The sequence below is a fragment of the Anaerovibrio lipolyticus genome (genome assembly GCF_021531495.1).
In the GTDB taxonomy this organism is placed as follows: Bacteria; Bacillota; Negativicutes; order Selenomonadales; family Selenomonadaceae; genus Anaerovibrio.
Window position 1 is genome coordinate 43,159 of record NZ_JADYTY010000004.1, and the last position, 25,083, is coordinate 68,241.

Consider the following 25,083-nt stretch of genomic DNA (forward strand, 5'->3'; position numbering starts at 1 on the left):
TTTTTAAAAAAAACTGTGCTATAATGAGTACATAATTTTGATAGGGGGTTTTTATATGCCATTAGTAGGAACTAAAGAAATGTTTAAAAAAGCATACGAGGGCGGTTACGCTATCGGTGCATTCAACGTAAACAACATGGAGATTGTACAGGGTATCACTGATGCTGCTGCTGAGCTTCATGCACCTGTAATCCTCCAGTGCTCTGCTGGTGCTCGCAAGTATGCAAACCATCAGTATCTGGTACATCTGGTAAAGGCTGCTTTGGAGGTTCATCCTGACCTGCCAGTAGCTCTCCATCTGGATCATGGTGCAGATTTCGAAACTTGTAAGTCCTGCATCGACGGTGGTTTCACTTCCGTTATGATCGATGGCTCTGCTCGTTCCTTCGAGGAGAACATTGAGGTTACCAAGAAGGTAGTAGAGTACGCTCATGAGCGTGGCGTAGTAGTAGAGGGCGAGCTGGGCAAGCTTGCCGGCATTGAGGATGATGTACAGGTAGAGGCACATGATGCTGCTTACACCAGCCCTGATGAGGTAGAGGAATTCGTTGAGCGTACTGGCGTTGATTCCCTGGCTATTGCTATCGGCACCAGCCACGGCGCTTTCAAGTTCACTCCTGCACAGTGCACCCGCAATGCAGAGGGCGTTCTGGTACCACCTGAGCTCCGTTTCGATATTCTGGAGGAGATTACCAAGAAGCTGCCTAACTTCCCAATCGTTCTCCACGGTGCATCCTCTGTAGTTCCAGAGTATGTAAAGATTATCAATGAGAATGGCGGCAACCTGGCTGATGCTATTGGTATTCCAGAGGATCAGCTCCGCAAGGCAGCTCGCAGCGCAGTTTGCAAGATTAATGTTGACTCCGATCTGCGTCTGGCTCTCACTGCTGGTATCCGTCAGCACTTCACTCAGCATCCTGAGCATTTCGACCCACGTCAGTATCTGGCTCCTGCTCGCGATAACATCAAGGCTTTGGTTGAGCACAAGATTAAGAACGTTCTGGGCTGCGACGGTGCTTACTAATATTGGCATAGCAGTATAAACGAAAAAAGGCTGCAGGATTTCGGTCCTGCAGCCTTTTGCGTTGTAAAATAAATCTGGATTTTCTAACATGGAGAAATTCAAAATTTTTACTTTTTATCCTTTAGCTGATCCTTCCAATATTCCAGATCATGCTCATTCAGGGGCAGCTCTACAGCGTCTCCATTGTCATAGGTAAATCTGACTCTTACCACCTGAGCTTGGCGGATAGCCTCAAATGTTTCCGTAGGAAATTCCGCAAAGAGCTTGTTGGTGTTCTTGAAGGTGGTTTTGTCATTGTAGAAGGCAATAGAGTAGCTAGGAGGTGTCTGTCGTACAGAAGCCTTAATGTCGTACATATCATTATCGCAAACCAGTAGAATTACAGGCTTTAGCTGGTTGCCTGCAAAGCGGTAATCCTGCAAGGTTAGATTGGCTGTGGATATTTTGCCATGCTCATCAGTATCTGCTCGAAAATCAATATCACAGTAGGCAGATAGGCTGTCAGCACTGCGGTGATCCAGCATATAGGTATAACCATAGCCAAAGCCCCCTAGCAGTATTAATAAAGTGCCAAGAAGAAAGAATATTTTGTGTTTCACGCTATCGTTCCTTTCAGGGTAAAGATACAAGTAGAGGTTATCTCACTAAATTCATAGGGGATAACCTCTGCTTTTTATTTTTTATTAAACATTTTGTCCAAAGCATTTTCCTTGAAAAGATTGCCCTGCTCTATATAGCGATGAACCATCTTTTCAGATTTATGTCTGGTTTGCCGCATGATTTCCAAAGTATTCAAATCATGCTGGGCTGCACTAGTGGCAAAGCCACGACGAAGGCTGTGGCCAGCAAAATCAGAGGGATCCAGTCCTAATCTGGCCATGTATTTCTTGACAATTTCTGCCACTGCCTTATCGTTTAATTGAGTGTCCCTAGGCTGTAGATTTCGCTTAAAACCTCGGAAGAGGGGGCCGGAGGTAATGCCTGCTGCCTCCATCCAGTTTCTTACTGCTCGAACAGCACATATTTCTTTCTGGGGGGCATAGGGAATGGCAATCTCTGAGCCAGCTCCCAGCTGATCGCCTTTGGATTGAGGAATAAAGACAACCATTCCCTGAGTGGTAAAGGTCAAATCCTCTATTTGCACCGCCACCAGCTCGGAACGGCGGAAGGCGCCGGCAAAGCCTAGAAAAAGCAATGCCTTGTCCCGCAGAGTAACCAAATCACTGCCTGACAGCATATCTGCCAGCAGGGGCAGGGTTTCCATGAGAATAGGAGCCTTGCCATGCTGAAAGGTGCCCTTTTCTCGGCGAATGGCCTGCATGGCATTGTGTACCATTACATGCTTGGCAGGATTGTTTTCCTGATAGCCTCCAGCAATATGATTCTCGGAAATAGCTGTTACCCGGCGGGAAACGGTATTAGCCTTGGCGTTATCTGCCAAATCATTAATGTAGTTGACAATATCCTCTGGCTTGCAGGGAAGAGGGCAAAGCTTGTTGGCTTCGCACCAATCCGTAAAATCATTCCAGTCTGCCGCATAGGATTTCAAGGTATTATCACTTTTGGATTTGCGCATACGCCGTTTGCTTTTGGCAGAGAGCAGTACATTTTTATTTATTTCCTTGTTATTGTATAGCAAAAAATCATCTCGTACATTCATGAAATTTACCTCGAATTTTTCCTATGTCTCAGAATGGACAGCTGGAAATATTTTTCTTTAGATTTTGAATTTGCTTACAGCCTCCTGCAGCAATTCTGCCTGGGCGTTAAGCTCTACAGAGGCGGAAGCGGATTCCTCTGCTGTGGAGGAATTGGTCTGTACCACATTGGATACCTGCAATACCCCCTGATTCAGCATTTGCAGGGCAGAGCTTTGCTTCTGAGAGGCCTGGGCAATATCTGCCACCAGCACCGTTACCTGATCTATGCTTTCCTTAATGCTGTGGAGAGCCTGAGCTGTACCTTTGGCCAGCTCAGTACCGGCATTTACCTTGTCAATGGAATGCTGAATAATCTCTGTGGTAGATTTGGCAGCCTCTGCACTGCGGGCAGCCAGATTCCGCACCTCCTCAGCCACTACAGCAAAGCCCTTGCCGTGCTGACCGGCTCTAGCGGCCTCTACAGCAGCGTTAAGAGCCAGAATATTGGTCTGGAAAGCAATTTCATCAATTACTTTGATAATCTTGGCAATATTGTTGGAGGATTCATTAATATCCACCATAGCCTGTAGCATTTCCTCCATGCGCTGATTGCCTATATTGGCCTTGGTATGGGTATCGCTGGCCAGGTTATTGGCTTCTTCGGCATTGCCAGCGTTGTTCTTGGTCTGCTCGTTAATTTCGGAAATAGAGGCAGACAGCTCCTCCACAGAGGAGGCCTGAGAGGAAGCACCCTTGGCCAGCATATTGCCAGCATCAGCGATGTTTTTGGAACCGCTGGCTACCTGCTGGGAGGCAATGGAAATCTTGCTCATAACCTCATTCATCTGGCAGGACATTTTGTTAAAGGCATTGGCGGCATGACCGATTTCGTCATTGGATTCTACGTTGAGACGGACAGTCAAATCTCCATTGGCCATCAGCTCAGATTTCTCTGCCAACTCTTTCATCGGAGTAGCAAAGGAATTAGCCAGTATCCGGGCAAAAACCACTACCAAGGCCAGCAGGACTATCATAATGATAGCAATTGTTGTTATAGCATTATAGATAACACTCATAACATCACTGCGGGAGTTTTCCACCACGATACCCCAGCCCAGATTTCCTACAGAGGCACTGGCTGCCAGGGAGTCTACATTATCACCATTTACATATTGACACACTTCGGTTTTGCCAGAGGCAGCAGCCTTTACAGGCTCCATACTGCTCCAATTGGTAAGAGTCTGCATAAATTTTTCCTCTGGATGTATCATAACATTACCTTTGGAATCGGTGAGGAAAACAATCTCCTGTCTATCGGTTAGATTATTAGTGTCTTCCAACAAAAGCTTTTGGAGGGTATCCATATTAAAGGTGGAGGCCATAGCACCGACAACATTGCCGGCTTCGTCCTTGATAGGCACGGCAGCAATAATCATTACCCTGTTGGTAGCTTTGGATATAACAGCATCGCTGAAGGCATAAGCCTTGCCCTCTTGCATTACAGCTCGAACATAATCTCTATCTGCTACGTTGACATAATTGCCAGAATCTCTAGCCACCTGCTGGCCTGTTAAATCACAGATAAACATATTGCCAATCAAAGGAGAGTGCCTTACGCCATTTTGCAAGAGCGGTATCATCTGAGCTGGATTCATGCTTTTGGCTTCTAAAGAGGCAGATAAAGCCTCCATGAGCTGTATCTGATTCATGAGAATATTATTTATGTTGTCAGATTTCATCCGAGCCACATAAAGATTGTGCTGATTTACTGTTGCCATACGTTCATTGTACATATTGTAGGAGGCAATAGCCGTAACAATGACAATAGGTATGAGCGCCAGAGTCAAAAAGCTTATGGACAGCTTTTGGGCAAGATTTAGATTTGCAAAAAGTCCCTTTAACATATTTCCATCCCCTTGTTATACATTTGGTAACATATACAGATATCTTCTTACAGTGTAACATATTTTGTTAAATTTGTAGATATAATTTGCTGAAATTAAACAAAATTTATAGAGTAGAAGAATAATTTGCGAAAATGCAGGATATGTAGTAACATTATTGTGTCGTGTTTTATAAAATGAGACTTATTCAGTGGGAGCTTTAGACTCCCAATGAATTTAGTCGAATAAATCCAGAGCCTTACGGGTGCTTAACTCCCTCCTAAGGGGAGGGAGCCTTAGCACCCGTTAGCATGGGGTAAACACGAGAAATTAAATGCAGGTGATTTATTTTGGCAAACAAGATGTTTGATTTGATTAAAAATGATTTGTCTCAGCTAGAGCTGGCATTACAGCAGGCTGCTACAGCACCAGAGAAGATTATTACAGAGATTGGTTCCCATTTGGTGGCTTCTGGTGGTAAGAGATTGCGCCCAGCGATTTATTTTCTGGCTGCCCGCTGTGGGCAGGACTTTGATTTGCAGAAGGCCATGCCTTTGGCTGTGGCTTTGGAAATGATGCATATGGCATCCTTGGTTCATGACGATGTTATTGACAGTGCAGATACCCGCCGGGGAGCTGTTACTGCCAATGCTAAGTGGGGCAACCAGATTTCTATTCTGGCAGGAGATTATCTCTTTGCCAAGGCTTTTGCGTTGGTAGCTGAAAATAACTATAGCAAGCGAGTTGATAGGCAGCTGGCTCGACTTATATGTGATCTTAGCTCTGGCGAGTTGATTCAGAACAAGGAAATCTATAAGGCATCCTGTGATGTACAGGAGTATTATGAGCGTATCGCCAAGAAAACCGCCAATTTTATTGCTATTTCCTGTCAGCTTGGGGGCGATGTGGCCGGTCTTTCTGAGGAGTATATTCAGGCATTATACGATTTTGGCTACAATGTAGGCATGGCTTTCCAGCTTACGGATGATTTGCTGGATCTTACCAGTGATGATGTTACCTTGGGCAAGCCAGCAGGCAATGATATTCGTCAGGGAATTGTTACCCTGCCGGCAATTCGTGCTTTGGAGGTAAGCTCTGATAGGGATGAGCTTCATGCTATTGTTACAGACAAGAATATGACTGATGCCATGTTGCAGAGAGCCTTGGAGATAGTAAGGGCTTCTGATGGTATTGAATTTTCCAAGCAGAAGGTGGAGGAGTTCCTGCAGGCGGCTGTGGATGTACTGCCACAGGAGATGCCGGAAGAGATACGAGATTCCTATCGCATGGTGGTAAGCTTTGTAGGCGGCAGAAAATATTGAGCCTGCACTAGAATAGGATATAGACAGATTGAGAACAATGGCGTTGAAGGATAGAAGCATTTGTCATGACTCAAAATCTGACAGTATAACGTAAAGGCATCTGCTTTTTGTGGGCAGGTGCCTTTCTGACAAAAAACACAGGGAGGACAGGGTATTTATGGCCTTTAAGGATTTGCGAGAATATATAGCTGAGCTGGAAAGCAGGGGACTTTTGAAGCGAATTACCACTGAGGTGGATTGCCAGCTGGAGATTACAGAGATTACGGACAGAGTGTCCAAGATGGAGGGTAACAAGAATGTAGCCCTATTATTTGAGAATGTTAAGGGCTATGATATGCCAGTGCTGATGAATGCCTTTGGCAGTATGGAGCGCATGGCTATTGCCTTTGGAGTGGAGAAGCTGGATGATGTGGCAGATGAAATGCGGGAAATTCTAAAGCTGCCTTATATTTCCCTGTCTCACAAGACAGATTTGCTTTCTATTATCCCTATGGCCAAAAAAGCCATTAATTTCCCTAAATATGTGAAAAAAGCACCTTGCCAGGAGGTTGTTATAACAGATAATCCATCCCTGGATAAGTTCCCTATTTTGAAATGCTGGCCCCAGGATGGAGGTTCCTTTATTACTTTGCCTTTGGTTTTTACCAAGAACCCTAAAACCGGCAAGCGGAATGTAGGTATGTATCGTTTGCAGAAATATGATAGCTGTACCACTGGTATGCATTGGCATATTCACAAGAATGGTGCAGATAATTGTCGTGATACCAAGGCTATGGGAGGCCAGAGAATGGAGGTAGCTGTAGCTATTGGTACAGATCCAGTAGTAACCTATGCGGCTACAGCACCACTGCCAAGGGATATTGATGAAATGGTTTTTGCTGGCTTCCTGCGGCATAAATCCGTGGAAATGGTAAAATGCAAAACTGTAGATGTGGAGGTACCTGCTGGAGCAGAGATTATTCTGGAGGGTTATGTAGATGTGGATGAACGCCGTTGGGAGGGGCCGTTTGGTGACCATACCGGCTATTACTCCTTGGCGGATTATTATCCAGTTTTCCATATTACCTGTATTACTCATCGCAAGAATCCAATCTATGCTTCTACCATTGTAGGCAAGCCCCCTATGGAGGATTGTTTCATAGCCAAGGCTACAGAGCGGTTATTCCTGCCTTTGTTGCAGCAGGCTATTCCAGAGGTGGTGGATATTAATATGCCTTTGGAGGGTGTATTCCATGATTGCATCTTCGTATCCATCAAGAAAACCTATCCAATGCAGGCGAAAAAGGTTATGACAGCCCTGTGGGGTATGGGCCAGATGATGTTTATAAAGATGATTATTGTGGTAGATGCCCATGTTAACGTACAGGATGAAAAGGAAGTATGGTGGCGGGTATTTAACAATATTGATGCCAAGCGGGATTTGATGATGGTAGAGGGGCCGCTGGATGTGCTGGATCACTCCTCTCCAATGGCCAAGTGGGGCACCAAGGTTGGTATTGATGCCACCAAGACCTGGCCAGAGGAAGGTCATACCAGAGAATGGCCAGACGAGATTACTATGGACAAATCTATCAAGGATATGGTAGATGCAAAGTGGGAGGCCTTGGGACTTGACTAAGCATAGAGAAGGAAAGGCTAGTCTGTGGCAAAGACTGAATGCTCATTTGGACAATATAGCCTTTTATCAGACCATATTTTCCCTGCCATTTGCCTATATGGCGGTATTGCTGGCCTCTAAAGGTAAAGTGGATTGGTGGACCATGCTGTGGGTAACCATGACCATTGTTTCTGCCCGTAGTGCAGCTCTGGCCTTGGACAATATGATTGATTTGAAATACGATGTGGATCAGCCAAGATGTCAGCAAAGACCAATGGTGGCAGGTACAGTCAGCCGGCATAGTGTTCATGTGTTGATTGGCATTTGCGCAGCTGTGCTGGTATTTTCTGTATTACAGCTGAATCCTATCTGCATTAAGCTGCTGCCTATAGCGGCTCTGCCCTTTGTGATTTATCCCTTTATGAAGCGATATACCTGCTTCTGCCATTATATCTGCGGTATTGCGGTGGCTATGGCTCCGGCAGGAGGCTGGGTGGCTGTAACAGGCACCATTGATTATCCTATGGTGGTATTATTCCTGGCAGTTGCCTTGTGGATTGGCGGTTTTGATGTAGTATATGGCGCTCAGGATGAGGAGTTTGACAAGGCTCATGGGCTGCATTCTATGGCCGTAGCTCTGGGAGTAAAAAATGCCCTGTTGCTGGCCAAAATCACCCATGTGATTACCTTGTGTATTTTCTTTTATCTAGGCCAGTTATTGTCTTTGGGCTATATGTATTATATAGGTGTCGGCATTGCTGGAGGGGTGCTGTATTTTCAGCATCAAATTATTGCCAGACAGGGCTTCAAGGCCTTTAATCGGCGTTATTATTTGAGAAATGGTATTGTTTCTGTGGCAATATTCCTGTGTACATTAATGAGTGTGCTATGGGAAGTAAAATAGGCTGACAGTTGTCAGTCATAATAGGCAGTTGGCTCTGCCAGAACTGCATGGTGGAAGGAAGCGATAGTTATGACAGCAAGATTGTTGGAGGGCAAGGTATTTGCCGCTAAGTTAAAGGAAGAGGCAGGCAAAAAGGCTCAGGAGCTAAAGGCTAAATATGGCATTACCCCTGGTCTGGCTGTAATTATAGTTGGGGAAAATCCAGCTTCTCAGGTGTATGTTCGCAATAAGCACAAGGCTTGCACTGAGCTGGGCTTTTATTCCGAGGGGGTGGAGCTGCCTGCTACCACTACTAGAGAAGAGCTTTTGGCGGAAATTCAGCGTTTGAATAATGACGAAAAGATTCATGGCATCCTGGTACAGTTGCCTTTGCCAAAGGAATTGCAGCCATATGAATCTGAGGTGCTGGAGGCTATTAATCCATTGAAGGATGTGGATGGCTTCCATCCAGTTAATGTAGGCCGTCTGGTAACTGGCCAAAAGGCACTGGTGCCTTGTACCCCTCATGGCTGTCTCCGTATGCTGGAGCTGGCAGAGATTCCTGTAGAGGGAGCTAATGCTGTGATTATTGGCCGCAGCAATATTGTGGGCAAGCCTATGTTTCACTTATTGCTGGGAAAAAATGCTACTGTTACCATCTGCCATTCCAGAACCAAAAATTTAGCGGAGATTACCCGTCAGGCAGATATTCTGGTAGCAGCTGTAGGCAAGGCTGGCTTTGTTACCGCAGATATGGTTAAGCCGGGAGCTGCTGTTATTGATGTAGGTATTAACCGCATTGCTCCTAAGAAGCTGGTGGGGGATGTGGATTTTGAAGCCGTGAAGGAAGTGGCAGGAGCCATTACTCCTGTACCTGGAGGCGTGGGATTGCTGACCATTGCCATGTTGATGCAGAATACTGTAGAGGCAGCCCGCTTACAGCTGGAGGGCTAAGGTTCAATATCTAAGCTAGGGTTTTGCCGGTGAGATTACCTGTCCTGGGGGCGGGAAGCTACACTGGAAACATATATTTCTTGTAGTATATAGGGAGGTTGTTGTTGAATGAAAACAGACGTAGAAATTGCGCAGGAAGCCCAGATGCAGCATATTAGGGAAATTGCTGCTAAGCTTGGTCTGACAGAGGATGATATTGAATTGTACGGCAAGTACAAGGCAAAGATTTCCTTGGATGCTTGGAACAAGGTAAAGAATGGTCCAGACGGCAAGCTGGTTCTGGTTACTGCCATTAATCCTACACCTGCTGGTGAGGGTAAAACCACTACCAGTGTAGGCTTGGCTGATGCTTTCCACAAGCTGGGACATAAGGTTGCTGTAGCTCTCCGTGAGCCATCTCTGGGGCCATGCTTTGGTCTGAAGGGTGGCGCTGCTGGCGGCGGCTATGCCCAGGTAGTTCCTATGGAAGATATTAACTTGCATTTTACTGGTGATTTTCATGCTATTACAACAGCCCACAATCTGTTGGCAGCAGTTATAGATAACCATATCCAGCAGGGCAATGCGCTGGATATTGATGTACGCCGTGTGGCTTGGAAGCGGGTTCTGGATTTGAACGACAGAGCTCTCCGCAATGTGGTAATTGGTCTTGGCGGCAAGGCTCATGGTGTCCCAAGAGAGACTGGCTTCGATATCACTGTAGCCTCTGAAATGATGGCTATTCTTTGCTTGGCCAGCGACCTGGAGGATATGAAGAAGCGTCTGGGAAAAATCGTAGTAGCTTACAGCCGTGATGGCCGTGCTATTAGAGCTGAGGAGCTGAATGTAACTGGTGCTCTGACTCTTCTGTTTAAGGATGCTATCAAGCCAAATCTGGTACAGACCTTGGAGGGAACTCCTGCCTTGATTCATGGCGGCCCATTTGCTAATATTGCTCATGGCTGCAACTCTGTTATGGCTACCAAATTTGCTTTGAAGTTTGCTGATATAGCTATTACTGAGGCCGGTTTTGGTGCTGACCTCGGCGCAGAGAAGTTCCTGGATATTAAGTGCCGTTTCGCTGGCATTCATCCAGATGCAGTAGTTATTGTAGCTACTGTTAGAGCTTTGAAGATGCACGGTGGTGTACCAAAGACTGAGCTGGGCAAGGTGGATATGGCAGCTCTGGAGAAGGGGTTGGCTAATCTGACCAAGCACATTGAGAATGTACACAAATTTGGCCTGCCTGCTGTAGTGGCTATTAATGCTTTCCCTACCGATACCAAGGAAGAATTGGATTTCGTAGAGGAGAAGTGCAACGCTTTGGGTGCATCTGTAGCCCTGTCCCAGGTATGGGCCAATGGTGGCGAAGGCGGCGTGGAGCTGGCAGAAAAGGTATTGGAGGCTATGAAGCAGCCTGCTGATTTCCACTATATGTATGAGGTGGAACAGAGCATTCCTGAGAAGATTGAGGCCATTGCCAAGGCTATCTACGGTGCTGATGGAGTAGACTTTACTGCTCCAGCCAAGAAGCAGCTGGCAGAGATTGAGGCTTTGGGACTGGACAAGATGCCTATTTGCATGGCCAAGACACAGTATTCCTTGTCTGACGATGCCACCAAGCTGGGACGCCCAGAGGGTTTCCGCATTACTGTTAAGGAGCTGCGGATTTCTGCTGGTGCCGGCTTTATTGTAGCTCTTACTGGCAATATTCTCACCATGCCAGGTCTGCCAAAGAAGCCAGCAGCCGAGAATATGGATATTGATGTAAACGGAAAGATTACCGGCTTGTTCTAATGTATGTGGAGAGGTAGAGCAGGTGCCTAGGCTGATGTTTGCACAGGTGCTTGCTCTGACTCTTATTGATATTAAATGTATAATGGAAGTGATATAGTGGGAAGAATTTCTTTGGAGCTGGTGCCACGTACACCAGAAGAACTGCGTAGCAATTTGGAATTGGTTAAGGAAAAAATCAAGGGTGTTGATTTGATTAATATTCCCGATTTGCTGCGTTTGGAAACCAGAAGCTGGCAGGGGGCAGCCATTGCCCAGGATTATTATCCAGCTGTTATGCCTCATATCAGGGCTATTGATGTTAATCTGGCGGAACCTTTAGCTATGCGGCCGGAGCTGCGGCAAAGCGGTATTACAGAGGTGCTGGTTATTGAGGGAGATCCGCCCCAGGATATGACACATAAGGTTTATCCTACTATTACCACTGATGTTATACAAAAATTCCATCAGGAAATGCCTGAGGTAAAGGTTTATGCCGGTATTGACCAATATCGTGGCAGTATGCGTCAGGAGCTGTATCGTATTCATAGAAAGCTGCAGGCAGGTGCTGTAGGTTTCTTTACCCAGCCATTTTTTGATATGCGTCTTTTGGAAATGTATGCTGATATGCTGGAGGGACAGAATGTTTACTGGGGGATTACGCCAGTGACCTCCGAGCGTTCTCAAAGCTATTGGGAAATGAAGAACAATGTTATTTTTCCAAAAGATTTCCAGCCTACCATTGAATGGAGCATTGAATTTGGCTGTAAGGTACGGGATTTTGCCAAGCAGCATGGAGATAATCTATATTTGATGCCTATTCGTGGCAACCTCGAAGCCTATCTGGAAGGAATTTTGGGCTAAAAGTTTTTTCTGCCTTTTGGGGATATGTTGTGTATGTTTTGGAAAAATTCCTCAGAGGCTTTAGCTATTATAAAGGAGAGTTGAAAGATGTTCAAGATTTTGAAGAAGCAGGAGCTTTCTCCTGGTATTTTTCATTATGACATTGAGGCACCAAGAGTGGCCAAGAAGGCTCAGGCAGGACAGTTTATTGTCCTCAGAGTTGATGAGGATGGGGAAAGAATCCCACTGACTATTGCGGATTTTGACCGTGAAGCAGGCACTATCACCTTGATTTTCCAGGTAGTAGGCGCTTCTACTAAGATGTTGGCTGCCAAGAATGAAGGGGATTCTATTGTGGATTTTGCTGGCCCTCTGGGACAGCCATCTGAGATTCACGAGAATATGGGCACCATTGTCTGCATTGGCGGCGGTATTGGTGTTGCTCCGGTTTATCCTATTGCTAGAGCCATGCATGAGGCAGGCAACAAGGTTATTTCTATTATGGGTGCCAAAACCAAGGATATCCTGATTTTTGAGGACAAAATGCGGGCTATTTCTGATGAGGTTTTGATTGCCACCGATGATGGTTCCTATGGTGTCAAGGGCTTTGTTACCACTGCTCTCCAGCAGCTGGTGGATAGAGGGGAAAAGATTGATCAGGTTACTGCTATCGGCCCTGGCGTTATGATGCGCAGTGTGGTAGAGGCTACCCGTCCTTTGGGTATCAAGACGATTGTTTCCCTGAACCCGGTTATGGTTGATGGTACTGGTATGTGCGGCGGCTGCCGTGTGCAGGTAGGGGATGAAATGAAATTTGCTTGTGTAGATGGTCCAGAGTTTGATGGCCATTTGGTAGATTTTGACAGCCTTATGTCCCGCAGCCGGATGTTCCGTCCACAGGAAGCACAGGCCAAGGATCATGTTTGCAATATCGGACTGGGGAGGTAATGAAAAATGGCATTAGTAATGGAAAAGCACAAGATGCCGGAGCAGGATCCAAAGGTTCGTGCTCGTAATTTTCAGGAGGTAGCACTGGGCTATGATGAGGATACTGCTGTAGCTGAGGCAGAGCGCTGCCTTAACTGTAAGGTGCCAAAGTGCCGTCAGGGCTGTCCTGTACAGGTAAATATTCCTGCTTTTATCGGCAAAATCAAGGAACGGGATTTTGATGCCGCTATAGATATTATCAAGGAGTCCAACTCCCTGCCAGCCGTATGTGGTCGTGTCTGCCCACAGGAGAATCAGTGCGAGAAGCATTGTATTATGGGTATCAAGGGGGAGCCAGTAGGTATTGGTCGTCTGGAGCGGTTTGTTGCTGACTATCAGTTGGCTAAGAATGAGGAAATCAAGCCAATTCAGTTTGCTGAGGATGCTCAGAAGGTAGCTGTTATTGGCGCTGGCCCTTCTGGTTTGTCCTGTGCTGGAGATTTGGCAAAGATGGGCTATAAGGTTACTATTTTTGAGGCCCTTCATGTAGCTGGTGGTGTACTTTCCTATGGTATTCCAGAGTTCCGTCTGCCAAAGGATAAAATTGTACGCCGTGAGGTAGAGAATCTCCAGAAGCTGGGAGTTACCATTGAGGTTAATGCTATTGCTGGCCGTCTCTTTACTGTAGATGAGCTAATGGGTGAAATGGGCTTTGATGCTGTATATGTAGGTACTGGTGCTGGCCTGCCTCATTTTATGCATATTCCTGGTGAGAATCTCAACGGTGTATATTCCTCCAATGAGTTCCTGACTCGCTGCAATCTGATGAAGGCTTATGATTTTCCTAACCATCTGACTCCTATTGCTATCGGCAAGAATGTAGCCGTAGTAGGCGGTGGTAATGTAGCTATGGATGCTGCTCGTACCTCTCTTCGTCTGGGGGCTGAGAATGTTTATATCGTTTACCGTCGTTCTGAGGCAGAGCTGCCAGCCCGTGCTGAAGAAGTACATCACGCCAAGGAGGAGGGGATTCAGTTTAAGCTGCTGAACAACCCTGTGGAGATTCTTGGTGATGAAAACGGTTGGGTAAAGGGCTTGAAATGTATCAAGATGGAGCTGGGAGAGCCTGATGCTTCCGGCCGTCGTCGTCCTGTAGCCATTGAAGGCTCTGAGTTTGAGCTGGATGTGGATACAGTGATCATGGCTATTGGTAATGGTCCAAACCCAATTGTGGCTTCCACTACTCCTGGTATGGAAACCAATAAGCGGGGCAATATCATAGCTGATGAAGAAACCTGTGCTACCACCAAGGAAGGCGTATTCGCCGGCGGTGATATTGTAACAGGTGCTGCAACTGTTATTCTGGCAATGGGTGCTGGCAAAAAAGCTGCAGCCGCTATTGACGCATATCTTAAAAGCAAGAAATAAGTAAAATGAGGGGTTGTCCTGCTAAGAAATTAGTGGATAGCCCCTTTATTATAAATTAATTCCAAAATTTGCTATACAAGTACATTAATATTTGTTATAATATCATTAGTTAAAGGACAGATATACTGATGTGTATCTGTAGTATAAAAGGAGGAATTTTTAAATGAAAGTAACAGTTGTAGGCGCAGGTAATGTAGGAGCAACAGCAGCAAATGTAATTGCCAGCGCAGGTTATGCTAGCGAAGTAGTTCTGCTCGATATCAAAGAGGGCGTTTCCGAAGGTAAGGCTATGGATATGATGCAGACTGCACAGATCCTGAACTTCAACACTACTATTACCGGTGTTACCAACGACTATGCAGCTACTGCAGGTTCCAAGGTTGTTGTTATCACTTCCGGTATTCCTCGTAAGCCTGGTATGAGCCGTGAGGATTTGATCGGTGTTAACGCTGGTATCGTTGGCAGCGTTATTGAGCAGGCTGTAAAGTATTCTCCAGATGCTATCTTCATCGTAATCTCCAACCCAATGGACGCTATGACCTATTTGGCACTGAAGAATTCCGGTCTGCCTAAGAACCACGTAATCGGCATGGGCGGTATGCTTGACAGCTCCCGTTTCCGTTATTTCCTGTCCAAGGCTCTCCAGAAGGCTGGCTATCCAGCAACTCCTACCGACATTGAGGGCATGGTAATCGGTGGTCATAGCGACAAGACCATGGTTCCTCTCGGATCCATTGCTACTTACAAAGGTATCCCTGTATCTCACCTCCTCAGCGAGGCAGAGCTGGAGGATGCTATTGCACAGACCAAGGTTGGCGGTGCTACTCTGACTAAGCTGCTGGGTACTTCCGCTTGGTACGCTCCTGGTGCTGCTGCAGGCGAGTTGGTTAAGTCCATCATCACTGATGGCAAGAAGCTGATTCCTTGCTGTGTATATCTCGAGGGCGAGTATGGCGAGGATGATCTCTGCATCGGTGTTCCTGTAATCCTGGGCGCTGACGGCGTTGAGAAGATCGTTGAGCTGAAGCTGGATGGCGTAGAGAAGGATCGTTTTGCTGAGTCCGTAGCTGCTGCACGTAACACTCAGAACAACCTGGGCGACGCTCTGAAGAAGTAATTAACGTTGCTTCGCAAATTCAATATAGCAAGCTAGCATAACCAAAGACCTGCGGAGAAATCTGCAGGTCTTTTTTTCTGTCTACACCGACATATGTTAAAAAGAATTTAGCAAAATTTCAACAATGATTAATAATATTTATAAAAGTATTAAATTCTTTTTAGGTATTGTAAAAGCTATATTAGGAGAGGATAGGAGATAAGGACTGGAAAAAATGGGAAAAATATAGGCAAAAAGTATTAATAAAAGACTTTTTCCAGACGATATATATGTAAAGGAGTTGAAGGTATGTAAGTAGTTTATTGTTCCCTGGTAGCAAATGAGGTGATTGTCATGATGGGCAAAATTGATAAAGTAAGCAGAATTACAGGTGTAAAGCTGGATCCCAATAGTCCTTGGCTCCAAAGGCGGCAGCGGGATGGTCAAGGTAATGAGAGAAGCTTTCAGGATATGCTGAAAAACCGTAAGAGCAGGCTGGAGGCCAATGCCCCAGAAACTGAGGCGGCTACCTGGGAGGGAAATGGAGCTACTCAGTCCTTGTTTTATGAAAAGGGTGTAAATTTGGATTTCTTTTATCATCAAAGGATTGGAATGTAATTGTATATGCTAGACCATGAGAAATATATGCGCATGGCTCTAAAAGAGGCTGTTAAGGCCTATCAGCAGGGTGAGATTCCCATTGGGGCAGTTTTGGTAAACAATGAGGATGGTCAGGTGGTGGCCACTGGCTTTAATCTGAGGGAGCAAACTATGGATGCAACAGCTCACGCAGAAATGGAGGCCATTCGCAAAGGGTGTCAGGCTCTCCACCGTTGGCGCCTTAGTGGCTGTACATTATACGTAACCATTGAGCCATGTGCTATGTGCGCTGGGGCATTGGTAAACAGCAGAATAGACAGGCTGGTATATGGCAGTAATGAATCCAAATTTGGAGCTGTAGAGTCTATTTTCAATGTGGTGAACCACAAACTATTGAATCACCGCATGGAGGTAGTGGCCGGGGTTTTGGAAGATGAATGCCGTCAGCTGATGAAAAGCTTCTTCCATATGCGACGTTTGCAGAATAAAGCTCGCAAGCAAAAGCAGCATGAATTGGACTGTTAAATAATTTATCAAAATAAAAATCCCGCTACACTAGGGCAGTGTAGCGGGATTTTTGTTGGCTGGGATTAGATATCCCAGTGAATATTGTCTGGGTTTGGGGTGGCCTTGTCGATTTCTGCCATAATCCAGGAAATATTTTCATGCTGAGCCTCAAAGGCAGTTTTTAATTTTTCCTGATTAATAGGTGGAATATCCATAGCATGGAGAGCCATATGCATAAAGTCCTTGGCTACCAGTACTACGCCACGCTCTGCGGCCAACTGAGCCTTGAAGCGATAGCCATAGTAGAGATAGCTGTTGTGAGCCACAGGAATATCCTTGAAAAATCCAATTCTTTCGTCGGCTTCCGCTTCTGCCTCCTCAGTACGGTTCATGAGGTGAAGCAGATTCCAGCGGTCAGCCCACAGCTCTCCCCGAAGAATGTATTTGTAGAGAAAATCTGATTCCTCAGCAGTTTCCAGAGCGATATTGATGTAGTTGAGAGCTTCCTCGTAACGGTTGGCCTCCCGTTCCATTTGGCTGAGATGCTGGAGAGCATAGGTCTTTTCCTCAATGTCCTCAGCGTTTTCAGGATCTGGTTCCACATCAATTATGGAGTGGAATAGCTCCTTGGCTGCCTCTGGACGGTTCAGCTCCGGCATGGCCAGAAAATGAGCCAATCTAGCTCGGCAATGCCAATCCTCATAGCCACCGGCGAAAAGCTTTTCCGGTGGGCGGGCATTGGTTTCCAATACGGTATCTACCAGTACATCAAATTGTTCCTTATCCATAGTAAATCTCCTTCAAATTTATATACAATATTTTTGTTATTAATAGCGCAATGGTATCTGATTGGCCAGTAAAACTACAAATCCCACCAGGCTAAGGCCGATTAATACCAGACCGCCGTAATTGGGCATACTGTCCAGATTGCAGAGGAACAGCAGGGACAAGAGCAGCAGCACATTGACCAGCAGAGCCATAATCCAGCTGGTGCGTTGGCGCTTTTTTACCATAATAGCAATGTTCTTAGCGGTGGCAATGGTGCCAATGCTATTGGTGTGAATCAGCACATCTGCCATATCCTTGACACTTTGCTGGGCGTATTCCAAGGCAAAGCTAATATCACAGCTGCGGAGAGCCCCTTCAAATTTGCTGGTACGGCCAGCAGCAGCAACTACCTGGCCAGTGGCCTGCTTCAACAGCATTTCCTTGGCTTTTTCCAGATTACTTAGCTGGCTTCGCACTACATCTGCCCCAGAGGCCTTAAGATAGCTTTTGGCGGTGGAGCGATTGCTGCCACTCATAATCGTGACCTTGATACCGGTTTCCTGCAAAAAGCTGATGTCCCCGGGAATACTGCGTTTTAGCTTGTCCTGCAAGGTAATAAAGCCACGGCAGAATTTACCGATAGCTACAAAAACAATAATATGTCCCTTGTAGGCCAGTTGATCTGCCTTGGTGTAGATTTCCGCCGGAATATCAATGCCTTGCTCCTGAAAGAAATCAGCAGAGCCAACGCTAAGAGTCTGGCGGTTCATAAGAGCCTCTGCTCCTCGGCCGTTAACAGGATTGGAGGTGGAAATCTCTGGCAGTTCCAGTCCTCTAACATGGGCTTCCTCTACAATAGCCTCTGCTATAGGATGATGGATACCTGTTTCAATGGCTGCCGCCAAGGCCAGCAATCTGGCGGAAGAAATGCCGTTAGGATATATATCTGTAACTTGGGGTACTCCATAGCTGATGGTGCCAGAAAGATTTACTACCAATTCCTGCAGCTGGCTGAGGAGAGGCAGCTTCTGTCTGTTTTTCAGCACGATTTTCCATTTTCTTAGCAGGCGTCGTACTTGCCAAGGAAAAAGGATTTTTTGCAATCCCAGATTCAACAGGTTAAAAATTACTAGAATGGCGGCAAATATGATATATATTCTGAAGGGCTGTCCCTCCAGCAGAAGATAGTCCAAAAAAATCACCCTCTTAGAAAAGTATATTACTAAAATATTATCCTTTTCTTGGGAAGAAAAGTCAATAATACTTGCTGAAAAGCTAAAAAATTGGTAGAATTTATAAGCGATAAGTAAATTTCGACCAATGGGATGTGGGGATACATTGCTAACTTTAAGTGCGAATGCAAAGATTAATCTAACCCTTGATATTCTTGGCACCAGAGAGGATGGATATCATGAGGTGGCTATGATCATGCAGGAAATTTCTCTGCATGATACTTTGAGCATGGGGAAAATTAATCAGGGTATTAGTTTGACCATTGTTATTGAGGGCCAGCAGGGAACCCTGCAGGCAGATGAAAGCAATCTCTGCTGGAAGGCTGCAGCTCTGGTACAAAAGGAATACAATTTGCAGGAGGGTGTGGAGATTCACCTTACCAAGAGGATTCCTATGGCAGCTGGCTTGGCTGGAGGCTCCGCCGATGCTGCGGCTGTGTTGAAGGGCATGAATTATCTTTTCCGGCTGGGGATGACAGAGGCAAGGCTCTGTGAGTTGGGAGCAAGATTAGGCTCTGATATTCCTTTCTGTATTATGGGAGGCACCATGCTGGCTACCGGCCGAGGAGAGATTTTGACCAGATTGCCTAGTTTCCCGAGACTTAGTGTGGTTTTGGCCAAGCCACCGGTAGATGTATCAACGGCTTGGGCTTACAAAACCTATGATGCAGGCTATGATGGTCCTCATCCTGATAATGAGGCTATGTTGGAGGCTATTCATGGGGGAGATGCTCACAAGGCAGCTGGTTTGCTGTGTAATGTGCTGGAGGGTGTTACAGAGACTGAACATCCTGTGATAGCAGATTACAAAAGGCTTATGATGGAGCATGGGGCTATGGCCAGTATGATGTCTGGCAGCGGTCCAACAGTTTTTGGTCTGGTAAGAGAAAAGCAGCAGGCATGGCATTTGGCAGATACACTGAAGAAATACGATGGTGAAGCCGGTGTCTTTGTGGCTGAGACTTTGGGTTAATTTTTTATTTTAGAATAAAAGGATTTGAGTTTAATGGAAAAAAAGCTGACACCTATTAAATTGGATAGTTATCAGCCTTTGCGGGAGGTTGTGTGTGAAACCCTTCGGGATGCTATCCGCAAAGGTGTACTAGCTCCTGGCGAGCGGTTGATGGAAATCCAGCTGGCAGAGGAACTGGGGGTAAGCCGTACTCCTGTTAGAGAGGCTATCCGCAAGCTGGAGCTGGAAGGATATGTCATTATGATGCCTCGCCGTGGTACTTATGTGGCCAATCTTTCTATTCGTGATGTGAATGAGGTATTTGAGATTCGTACCTCTTTGGATTCTCTGGCCAGCGGTCTTGCTGCGGAGCGCATTACTGATGAGGAGTTGGAGCATTTGCAGCGCTTGTTGGTGTCCATTGGTGAGTACATTGAGGAAGGGGATATGGATAAAATCGTGGAAACTGATATGGAGTTCCATGATTTGCTGTATCAGGCCAGCCGTAATTCCCGCTTAGTAGGCATTATCTTTAATCTGCGGGAACAGCTGACCAGATTCAGATCCACCTCTATGTCTTATCCGGGGCGTTTACAGGCAACTCATGAGGAACATTGCCGTATTGTAGAGGCTATTGCCAAGGGGGATGTTAAGGAAGCCCAGGCGGCAGCAGAGTACCATATGGAGCAGGCAGAGCATACTCTCCTGGCCAGCATGGAGGAATTGAAGAAAAAGGCTGGCGGCAAAGCTGGTAAATAAAAAGGCTGATACCTGTCACGAGACAGGATTTGCAGGATAGCTGGGGAAAGCCCCGAAATTGCTATCAATATGAATATATTTTTTGGAGGCAATCAAATGCTGGATTTAGTTACTGTTATTCTGGCAGCAGGCAAAGGAACTCGTATGAAGTCCAAGCTGCCTAAGGTTCTGCACAAGGCAGCAGGGAAGCCAATGCTGCAGCACGTGTTGGATGCTGCAAAGGGAGCAGGCGCCAAGCGCAATATTGTAGTTGTAGGCTTTGGCGGTGAGATGGTAAAGGAAGCTATGGGAGATCAGGCTGAGTTTGTGGTGCAGGCAGAGCAGCTGGGTACTGGCCATGCAGTGCGTCAGACTGAAGCTTTGTTAAAGGATGAGCAGGGTACTGTAGTGGTGCTGTGCGGTGATACTCCTTTGGTAACAGCAGACCTTATTACCAAGCTGTATGAGGGACACAAGGCAGCAGGAGCCAAGGCAACCGTGCTGACTGCTATTATGCCAGATGCTACCGGCTATGGCCGTATTATTCGTACTGCTGACGGTGATGTGGCTCGAATTGTGGAGCAGAAGGATGCTACTGAGGAAGAGCGCAAAATCAACGAGGTAAATTCCGGTATTTATTGCTTTGAGTGTCAGGATTTGTTTGCTGCATTGGCACAGGTTGGCTGTGACAATGCTCAGGGTGAGTATTATCTGCCAGATGTTTTGGGGATTCTCAGAGACAAGGGAGAAAAAATCTGGGCAGTAGCTGCTGATGATTATGAGTCCACTCTGGGTATCAATTCCCGCTTGCAGCTGTCTGGAGCAGAGAAGATTCTCCGTCGTCGTAAGAATATTGAGTTGATGAACAATGGCGTTACCTTGATGGATCCAGACAGTACCTTTGTGGATGCAGATGTAGAGATTGGTCCTGATACCATAATCTATCCATTTACCTGGCTGGAGACTGGTACTGTAGTAGGTGCAGGCTGTGAAATTGGCCCTAATAGCCGTTTCAGCAATGCCAAGATTGGCAATGATGTTCACGCTCAGTTTGCTTATGGTCATGATTGTATTATTGACGATGGGGTTACTATGGGACCATATGTGCATATTCGTCCAAACAGTCATATTCATAATCATGTAAAAATTGGCAACTTTGTAGAGGTAAAGAATTCTCAGGTAGGAGAGGGTACTAAGCTGCCTCATCTCCAGTACATTGGTGATGCTGATGTCGGTGCTAATGTAAATCTGGGCTGTGGTACTGTTACTGTCAACTATGATGGCAAGAAAAAATTCCGCACTACCATTGGGGATAATGCCTTTGTAGGCTGCAATACCAGCCTGGTAGCTCCTGTAGAGGTAGGGGATGGTGCCTATATTGGTGCTGGCTCCGTTATTACCAAAAATGTGCCTAGTGGCACACTTGCTATTGGCCGGGCTCGTCAAAAGCTGATTGAGGGCTGGACTGATAAGCGGGAATAGGCTATAATAGTATCATAGGGGGAGTTTGGGAAAAATTTTCCCTAGAGCATTCTGGTTTCAGGACAAGATATGCTCATAGAGTATGAGGAAAAAGAAAATATTGGAGGCATTCAAAACAATGAACGACGCTGCGAAAAATTTACGACTTCTGGCCGGTAACGCAAACCCAGAGTTAGCACAGGAGATTTCCAAGTATCTGGATATTCCTTTGGTTGATGCACAGGTTGGCCATTTCAACAATGGTGAGATTCAGGTCATGATTGGTGAAAGTGTTCGTGGAAAAGATATTTTTATTATCCAGCCTACCTGTCAGCCTGTAAATGAGAATCTGATGGAGTTGCTGATTATGACTGACGCTTGTAAGCGTGCTTCTGCAAGAAGTGTAACTGCAGTAGTACCTTATTATGCATATGCTCGTCAGGATCGCAAGACTCGTGGCCGTGAGCCTATTTCTGCTAAGCTGGTAGCTAACCTTATGTCTGCTGCTGGTTTGAACCGTGTAGTAACTGTTGACCTGCATGCTGGTCAGATTCAGGGCTTCTTTGATATCCCTGTAGACCATCTGGCTGCTGCTCCAGCACTGGCTGATTATTTCCGTAAGCTGGATTTGGAGGATATGATTGTTGTTTCTCCTGACCTGGGCGGTGTAACCCGTGCCCGCAACATGGCAGATTTGTTGGGTACTGGCATTGCTATTGTAGAGAAGCGTCGTCCTCGTCCTGGCTGCGCTGAGGTTATGAACCTGATTGGCGATGTAAAGGACAAGACTTGTATCATGATTGATGATATGGTTGATACTGCTGGTTCTCTTTGCGAGGGTGCCAAGGCTCTGAAGAAGCTGGGTGCCAAGGAAGTATATGCTTGCTGCTCTCATGGTATTCTTACAGATCCTGCTGTACAGCGTATTCAGGATTCCTGCATCAAGCAGTTGGTTATTACCAACACCATTCCTTTGGACCCTGCCAAGAAGCATGAGAAGATTGTTAGCATCTCTTTGGCTCCAATGTTGGCTGAGTTCATCAGATGCATCTATGAGAATGAGCCTGTCAGCAATTTGTTTGACAAGAACTGGGCAAACTAAGCCACAGGAAAATATGCAAATTAAAGCTAAAGGGCGATGTATTTCGCCCTTTTTCTTTTTAAAAGTAAAGAGAGGTTAGTATTGTGAAGTTTGCAAATAGAATGAATCAGTTTGGGGAGGGTGTATTTTCCCGTCTGGCTGTTATGCGGAAAAATAGACTGGCCCAGGGCAAGGAAGTATATGATTTGAGCATTGGTGCTCCGAATATTCCTCCTACCAAGAGAATTATGGAGGTGATGGCAGAGGCGGTTATGAAGCCTGCTAATTATGTCTATGCCATTAATGATACTCAGCAGCTGCTGGAGGCAGTAGCTCAGTGGTATAAGAGACGGTATGATGTGGAACTGAATCCTGAGACAGAAATCTGCTCCCTGCTAGGCTCTCAGGACGGTTTATCACATATTGCCCTGTCTATTTTGGATCCTGGGAATGTTATGCTGGTGCCAGATCCTTGCTATCCTATCTTTGCCGATGGACCTCGTATTGCCGGGGCAGAGCTGTACTATATGCCTTTGCAAAAGGAAAATGATTATGTAATTCAGCTGCAGGATATTCCAGAGGAAATAGCCCGTAAAGCTAAATTCATGTTGGTGTCCTATCCTAATAATCCTACGGCGGCTATGGCTCCAGAGTCCTTCTATCATGAGGTGGTGGCCTTTGCCAAAAAGTATGATATTATTGTTCTCCATGATAATGCCTACAGTGAGCTGGTATTTGATGGTCAGAGCTGTGGCAGCTTTTTAAGTATTCCTGGGGCTATGGAGGTAGGCGTAGAGTTTAACTCTCTGTCCAAGACCTATGGACTGGCTGGGGCTCGCATTGGCTTCTGTGTAGGCAATAAAGAAGTAGTAGGGATGCTGAAAACCTTGAAGTCCAATATGGACTATGGTATGTTCCTGCCAATTCAGGCAGCAGCAGTGGAGGCTCTCACAGGTAATCAAGCTGTAGTAGCAGAAACCAGAGCAGCTTATGAGCACCGTCGGGATGTGCTTTGTGATGGTCTTATAGAGGCAGGCTGGCACATGGAAAAGCCGGCAGGTACCATGTTTGTGTGGGCACCAATTCCAGATAGTTACCAGGATTCTGAGTCCTTTGTGGCAGATTTGCTGGACAAGACCGGTGTACTGGTAACTCCAGGCAGTGCCTTTGGTCCATCTGGAGAGGGCTATGTCCGCATGGCGCTGGTACAGAGTGAGGATACCATGAAAAAAATTGTGGAGGCTGTAGCAGTCAGCGGTATCTTCGATAAATAAAATATATTGATGACAGTATCAAGTAGATTTCTGCTTGGTACTGTTATTTTTTTAAGATATAACTTAAATTCTAAAGGAAATACAAACTTCTTGAAAACTAATTGTATATATTATAAAATAGATATAATGTTAAATATAACGAGGTGTCCGATGTCCCCCACCTCTATTGGTGGCGGGAAGCTGTGCTAATGACAGGGTGGAGCTAATATCTCCACCCTCGTCGAAACCCCATTGAAAGAAAATGAAAAAATCATTTTCTTTGAATAATCTAGGGGTTATAATTTGCTTCTAGGAATTTGATACATAGAGGTAAAGTGGATTTGCAATAGAGGGATGAGTATGAATAAATATGAAGAAATAGCTAGGGATATCTATAATGATATTGCTAGTGGCAAATATGAGCCAGGCAGTCAGCTGGCTTTGGAAAAGGAAATGTGTGCTCAATATGGCGTTAGTAGAATCACTGTTAAAAGGGCTGTGGATGAGCTGGTTAAGCAGGGATTGGTAGTAAAGCGACGTGGCTCCGGCACCTTTGTGAAGGGAGTGCAGGAGGAGGATGTGGAAAATGTAGGCATGTGTGGCCAGTTTCAGGGCTTTTCCAAAAATAATGAAGGCCATGATATGCGTACTGAGGTGAAGCGGTTTGAAATTATTCATCCTACTGAGAAAATTGCAGAAAAGTTGAAAATCGGCGTGGATGATTTTGTCTACGATATTGTTCGGGTGCGTTTTTTGGATGGCAAGCCTAGTAATGTGGAATATACTCAGATGCCTATAGAGGTAATTCCCGGGGTTAAGATGGACGTGCTGGAGAACTCTATTTATAATCATATTGAGAATGTACTTAAGCTGCAGATTCAGTCTGCCCATCGTACTGTCAGCGCGGATATGCCTACGGAGGAAGAGAAGCAGTGGTTGCAAATCGAAGGTGTAATGCCAGTGCTGCAGGTGGCCCAGGTGGCTTTTCTCAGTGATGGCAGGCCCTTTGAATACTCCAAATCCAGACACCGGGCTGATACCAATGTGTTCCGGGCAGTAAGTATACATTAAGTATACTTACAAAAATATCACAAATGACTTGTTAAATATACTTTTTTGCTATACAATACATAAGTCAGTTA

23 protein-coding genes are annotated in these 25,083 nt (G+C 45.8%); 18 read left to right on the forward strand and 5 right to left on the reverse strand.

What is annotated here, in order from left to right; genetic code table 11:
- Positions 1-55: 55 nt before the first annotated feature.
- Positions 56-1,024 (forward strand): class II fructose-1,6-bisphosphate aldolase, encoded by a 969-nt coding sequence (fba, locus tag I6E26_RS02955; RefSeq protein WP_235320347.1) that lies wholly within the window; start codon positions 56-58, stop codon positions 1,022-1,024.
- A 107-nt stretch (positions 1,025-1,131) separates the two neighbouring features.
- Here the strand turns inward: fba and I6E26_RS02960 are convergent, their stop codons facing one another.
- The 3 genes from I6E26_RS02960 to I6E26_RS02970 form a co-directional block, all read right to left on the reverse strand.
- Entirely contained in the window at positions 1,132-1,623 is a 492-nt protein-coding gene (locus I6E26_RS02960; RefSeq protein WP_235320348.1) for a hypothetical protein, read from the reverse strand.
- Positions 1,624-1,697: 74 nt separating this feature from the next.
- On the reverse strand, positions 1,698-2,684 hold the full coding sequence (locus I6E26_RS02965) for a site-specific integrase (protein ID WP_235320349.1): 987 nt from the start codon (positions 2,682-2,684) through the stop codon (positions 1,698-1,700).
- Between the two features lie 57 nt (positions 2,685-2,741).
- A complete protein-coding gene (locus I6E26_RS02970; RefSeq protein WP_235320350.1) occupies positions 2,742-4,568 on the reverse strand; it encodes a methyl-accepting chemotaxis protein in 1,827 nt (608 codons plus the stop codon).
- Positions 4,569-4,897: 329 nt separating this feature from the next.
- Here I6E26_RS02970 and I6E26_RS02975 point away from each other — a divergent pair, with 329 nt between their 5' ends.
- The 11 genes from I6E26_RS02975 to tadA all read left to right on the forward strand — a co-directional run bounded on the left by I6E26_RS02975 (position 4,898) and on the right by tadA (position 16,474).
- Positions 4,898-5,869 carry a polyprenyl synthetase family protein gene (locus I6E26_RS02975; RefSeq protein WP_419179902.1) on the forward strand — a complete coding sequence of 324 codons (972 nt, stop codon included), beginning with the start codon at positions 4,898-4,900 and terminating at the stop codon, positions 5,867-5,869.
- A 157-nt stretch (positions 5,870-6,026) separates the two neighbouring features.
- On the forward strand, positions 6,027-7,487 hold the full coding sequence (locus tag I6E26_RS02980) for a menaquinone biosynthesis decarboxylase (protein WP_235320351.1): 1,461 nt from the start codon (positions 6,027-6,029) through the stop codon (positions 7,485-7,487).
- Positions 7,480-8,370 carry a 4-hydroxybenzoate octaprenyltransferase gene (locus I6E26_RS02985; RefSeq protein ID WP_235320352.1) on the forward strand — a complete coding sequence of 297 codons (891 nt, stop codon included), beginning with the start codon at positions 7,480-7,482 and terminating at the stop codon, positions 8,368-8,370. The genes I6E26_RS02980 and I6E26_RS02985 overlap by 8 nt, the downstream gene beginning before the upstream one ends.
- Before the next feature lie 69 nt (positions 8,371-8,439).
- Positions 8,440-9,303 carry a bifunctional methylenetetrahydrofolate dehydrogenase/methenyltetrahydrofolate cyclohydrolase FolD gene (folD, locus tag I6E26_RS02990; protein ID WP_235320353.1) on the forward strand — a complete coding sequence of 288 codons (864 nt, stop codon included), beginning with the start codon at positions 8,440-8,442 and terminating at the stop codon, positions 9,301-9,303.
- A 108-nt stretch (positions 9,304-9,411) separates the two neighbouring features.
- The gene (locus I6E26_RS02995; protein WP_235320354.1) at positions 9,412-11,079 is read left to right on the forward strand and encodes a formate--tetrahydrofolate ligase; all 1,668 of its coding nucleotides are present in this window, start codon (positions 9,412-9,414) and stop codon (positions 11,077-11,079) included.
- A 96-nt stretch (positions 11,080-11,175) separates the two neighbouring features.
- Positions 11,176-11,919, forward strand: coding sequence for a methylenetetrahydrofolate reductase (locus I6E26_RS03000; protein ID WP_235320355.1), 744 nt, complete (start codon positions 11,176-11,178; stop codon positions 11,917-11,919).
- Positions 11,920-12,006: 87 nt separating this feature from the next.
- Positions 12,007-12,846, forward strand: coding sequence for a sulfide/dihydroorotate dehydrogenase-like FAD/NAD-binding protein (locus I6E26_RS03005; protein ID WP_235320356.1), 840 nt, complete (start codon positions 12,007-12,009; stop codon positions 12,844-12,846).
- A 6-nt stretch (positions 12,847-12,852) separates the two neighbouring features.
- Positions 12,853-14,253, forward strand: a complete 1,401-nt coding sequence (gene gltA / locus I6E26_RS03010) for an NADPH-dependent glutamate synthase (protein WP_235320357.1) — start codon at positions 12,853-12,855, stop codon at positions 14,251-14,253.
- 163 nt (positions 14,254-14,416) lie between these two features.
- Positions 14,417-15,370 (forward strand): malate dehydrogenase, encoded by a 954-nt coding sequence (locus I6E26_RS03015; RefSeq protein WP_235320358.1) that lies wholly within the window; start codon positions 14,417-14,419, stop codon positions 15,368-15,370.
- 333 nt (positions 15,371-15,703) lie between these two features.
- On the forward strand, positions 15,704-15,967 hold the full coding sequence (locus tag I6E26_RS03020) for a hypothetical protein (protein ID WP_235320359.1): 264 nt from the start codon (positions 15,704-15,706) through the stop codon (positions 15,965-15,967).
- Between the two features lie 6 nt (positions 15,968-15,973).
- Complete coding sequence (tadA, locus tag I6E26_RS03025; RefSeq protein ID WP_235320360.1) at positions 15,974-16,474, forward strand: tRNA adenosine(34) deaminase TadA; 501 nt, start codon at positions 15,974-15,976, stop codon at positions 16,472-16,474.
- Between the two features lie 65 nt (positions 16,475-16,539).
- Here tadA and I6E26_RS03030 read toward each other — a convergent pair whose 3' ends face one another.
- Both I6E26_RS03030 and I6E26_RS03035 read right to left on the reverse strand, forming a co-directional pair.
- Positions 16,540-17,244 (reverse strand): tetratricopeptide repeat protein, encoded by a 705-nt coding sequence (locus I6E26_RS03030; protein WP_235320361.1) that lies wholly within the window; start codon positions 17,242-17,244, stop codon positions 16,540-16,542.
- 39 nt (positions 17,245-17,283) lie between these two features.
- Positions 17,284-18,417, reverse strand: coding sequence for an HAD family hydrolase (locus tag I6E26_RS03035; RefSeq protein WP_235320362.1), 1,134 nt, complete (start codon positions 18,415-18,417; stop codon positions 17,284-17,286).
- Between the two features lie 145 nt (positions 18,418-18,562).
- Here I6E26_RS03035 and ispE point away from each other — a divergent pair, with 145 nt between their 5' ends.
- The 6 genes from ispE to I6E26_RS03065 all read left to right on the forward strand — a co-directional run bounded on the left by ispE (position 18,563) and on the right by I6E26_RS03065 (position 25,012).
- Complete coding sequence (gene ispE / locus I6E26_RS03040; protein ID WP_235320363.1) at positions 18,563-19,429, forward strand: 4-(cytidine 5'-diphospho)-2-C-methyl-D-erythritol kinase; 867 nt, start codon at positions 18,563-18,565, stop codon at positions 19,427-19,429.
- A gap of 33 nt (positions 19,430-19,462) precedes the next feature.
- The gene (locus I6E26_RS03045) at positions 19,463-20,167 is read left to right on the forward strand and encodes a GntR family transcriptional regulator (RefSeq protein WP_235320364.1); all 705 of its coding nucleotides are present in this window, start codon (positions 19,463-19,465) and stop codon (positions 20,165-20,167) included.
- Positions 20,168-20,263: 96 nt separating this feature from the next.
- A complete protein-coding gene (gene glmU, locus I6E26_RS03050) occupies positions 20,264-21,628 on the forward strand; it encodes a bifunctional UDP-N-acetylglucosamine diphosphorylase/glucosamine-1-phosphate N-acetyltransferase GlmU (RefSeq protein WP_235320365.1) in 1,365 nt (454 codons plus the stop codon).
- 118 nt (positions 21,629-21,746) lie between these two features.
- Positions 21,747-22,709, forward strand: coding sequence for a ribose-phosphate diphosphokinase (locus I6E26_RS03055; protein WP_235320366.1), 963 nt, complete (start codon positions 21,747-21,749; stop codon positions 22,707-22,709).
- An 83-nt stretch (positions 22,710-22,792) separates the two neighbouring features.
- A complete protein-coding gene (locus tag I6E26_RS03060; protein ID WP_235320367.1) occupies positions 22,793-23,962 on the forward strand; it encodes an aminotransferase class I/II-fold pyridoxal phosphate-dependent enzyme in 1,170 nt (389 codons plus the stop codon).
- A 339-nt stretch (positions 23,963-24,301) separates the two neighbouring features.
- Positions 24,302-25,012 (forward strand): GntR family transcriptional regulator, encoded by a 711-nt coding sequence (locus I6E26_RS03065; protein ID WP_235320368.1) that lies wholly within the window; start codon positions 24,302-24,304, stop codon positions 25,010-25,012.
- Positions 25,013-25,083 lie beyond the last annotated feature (71 nt).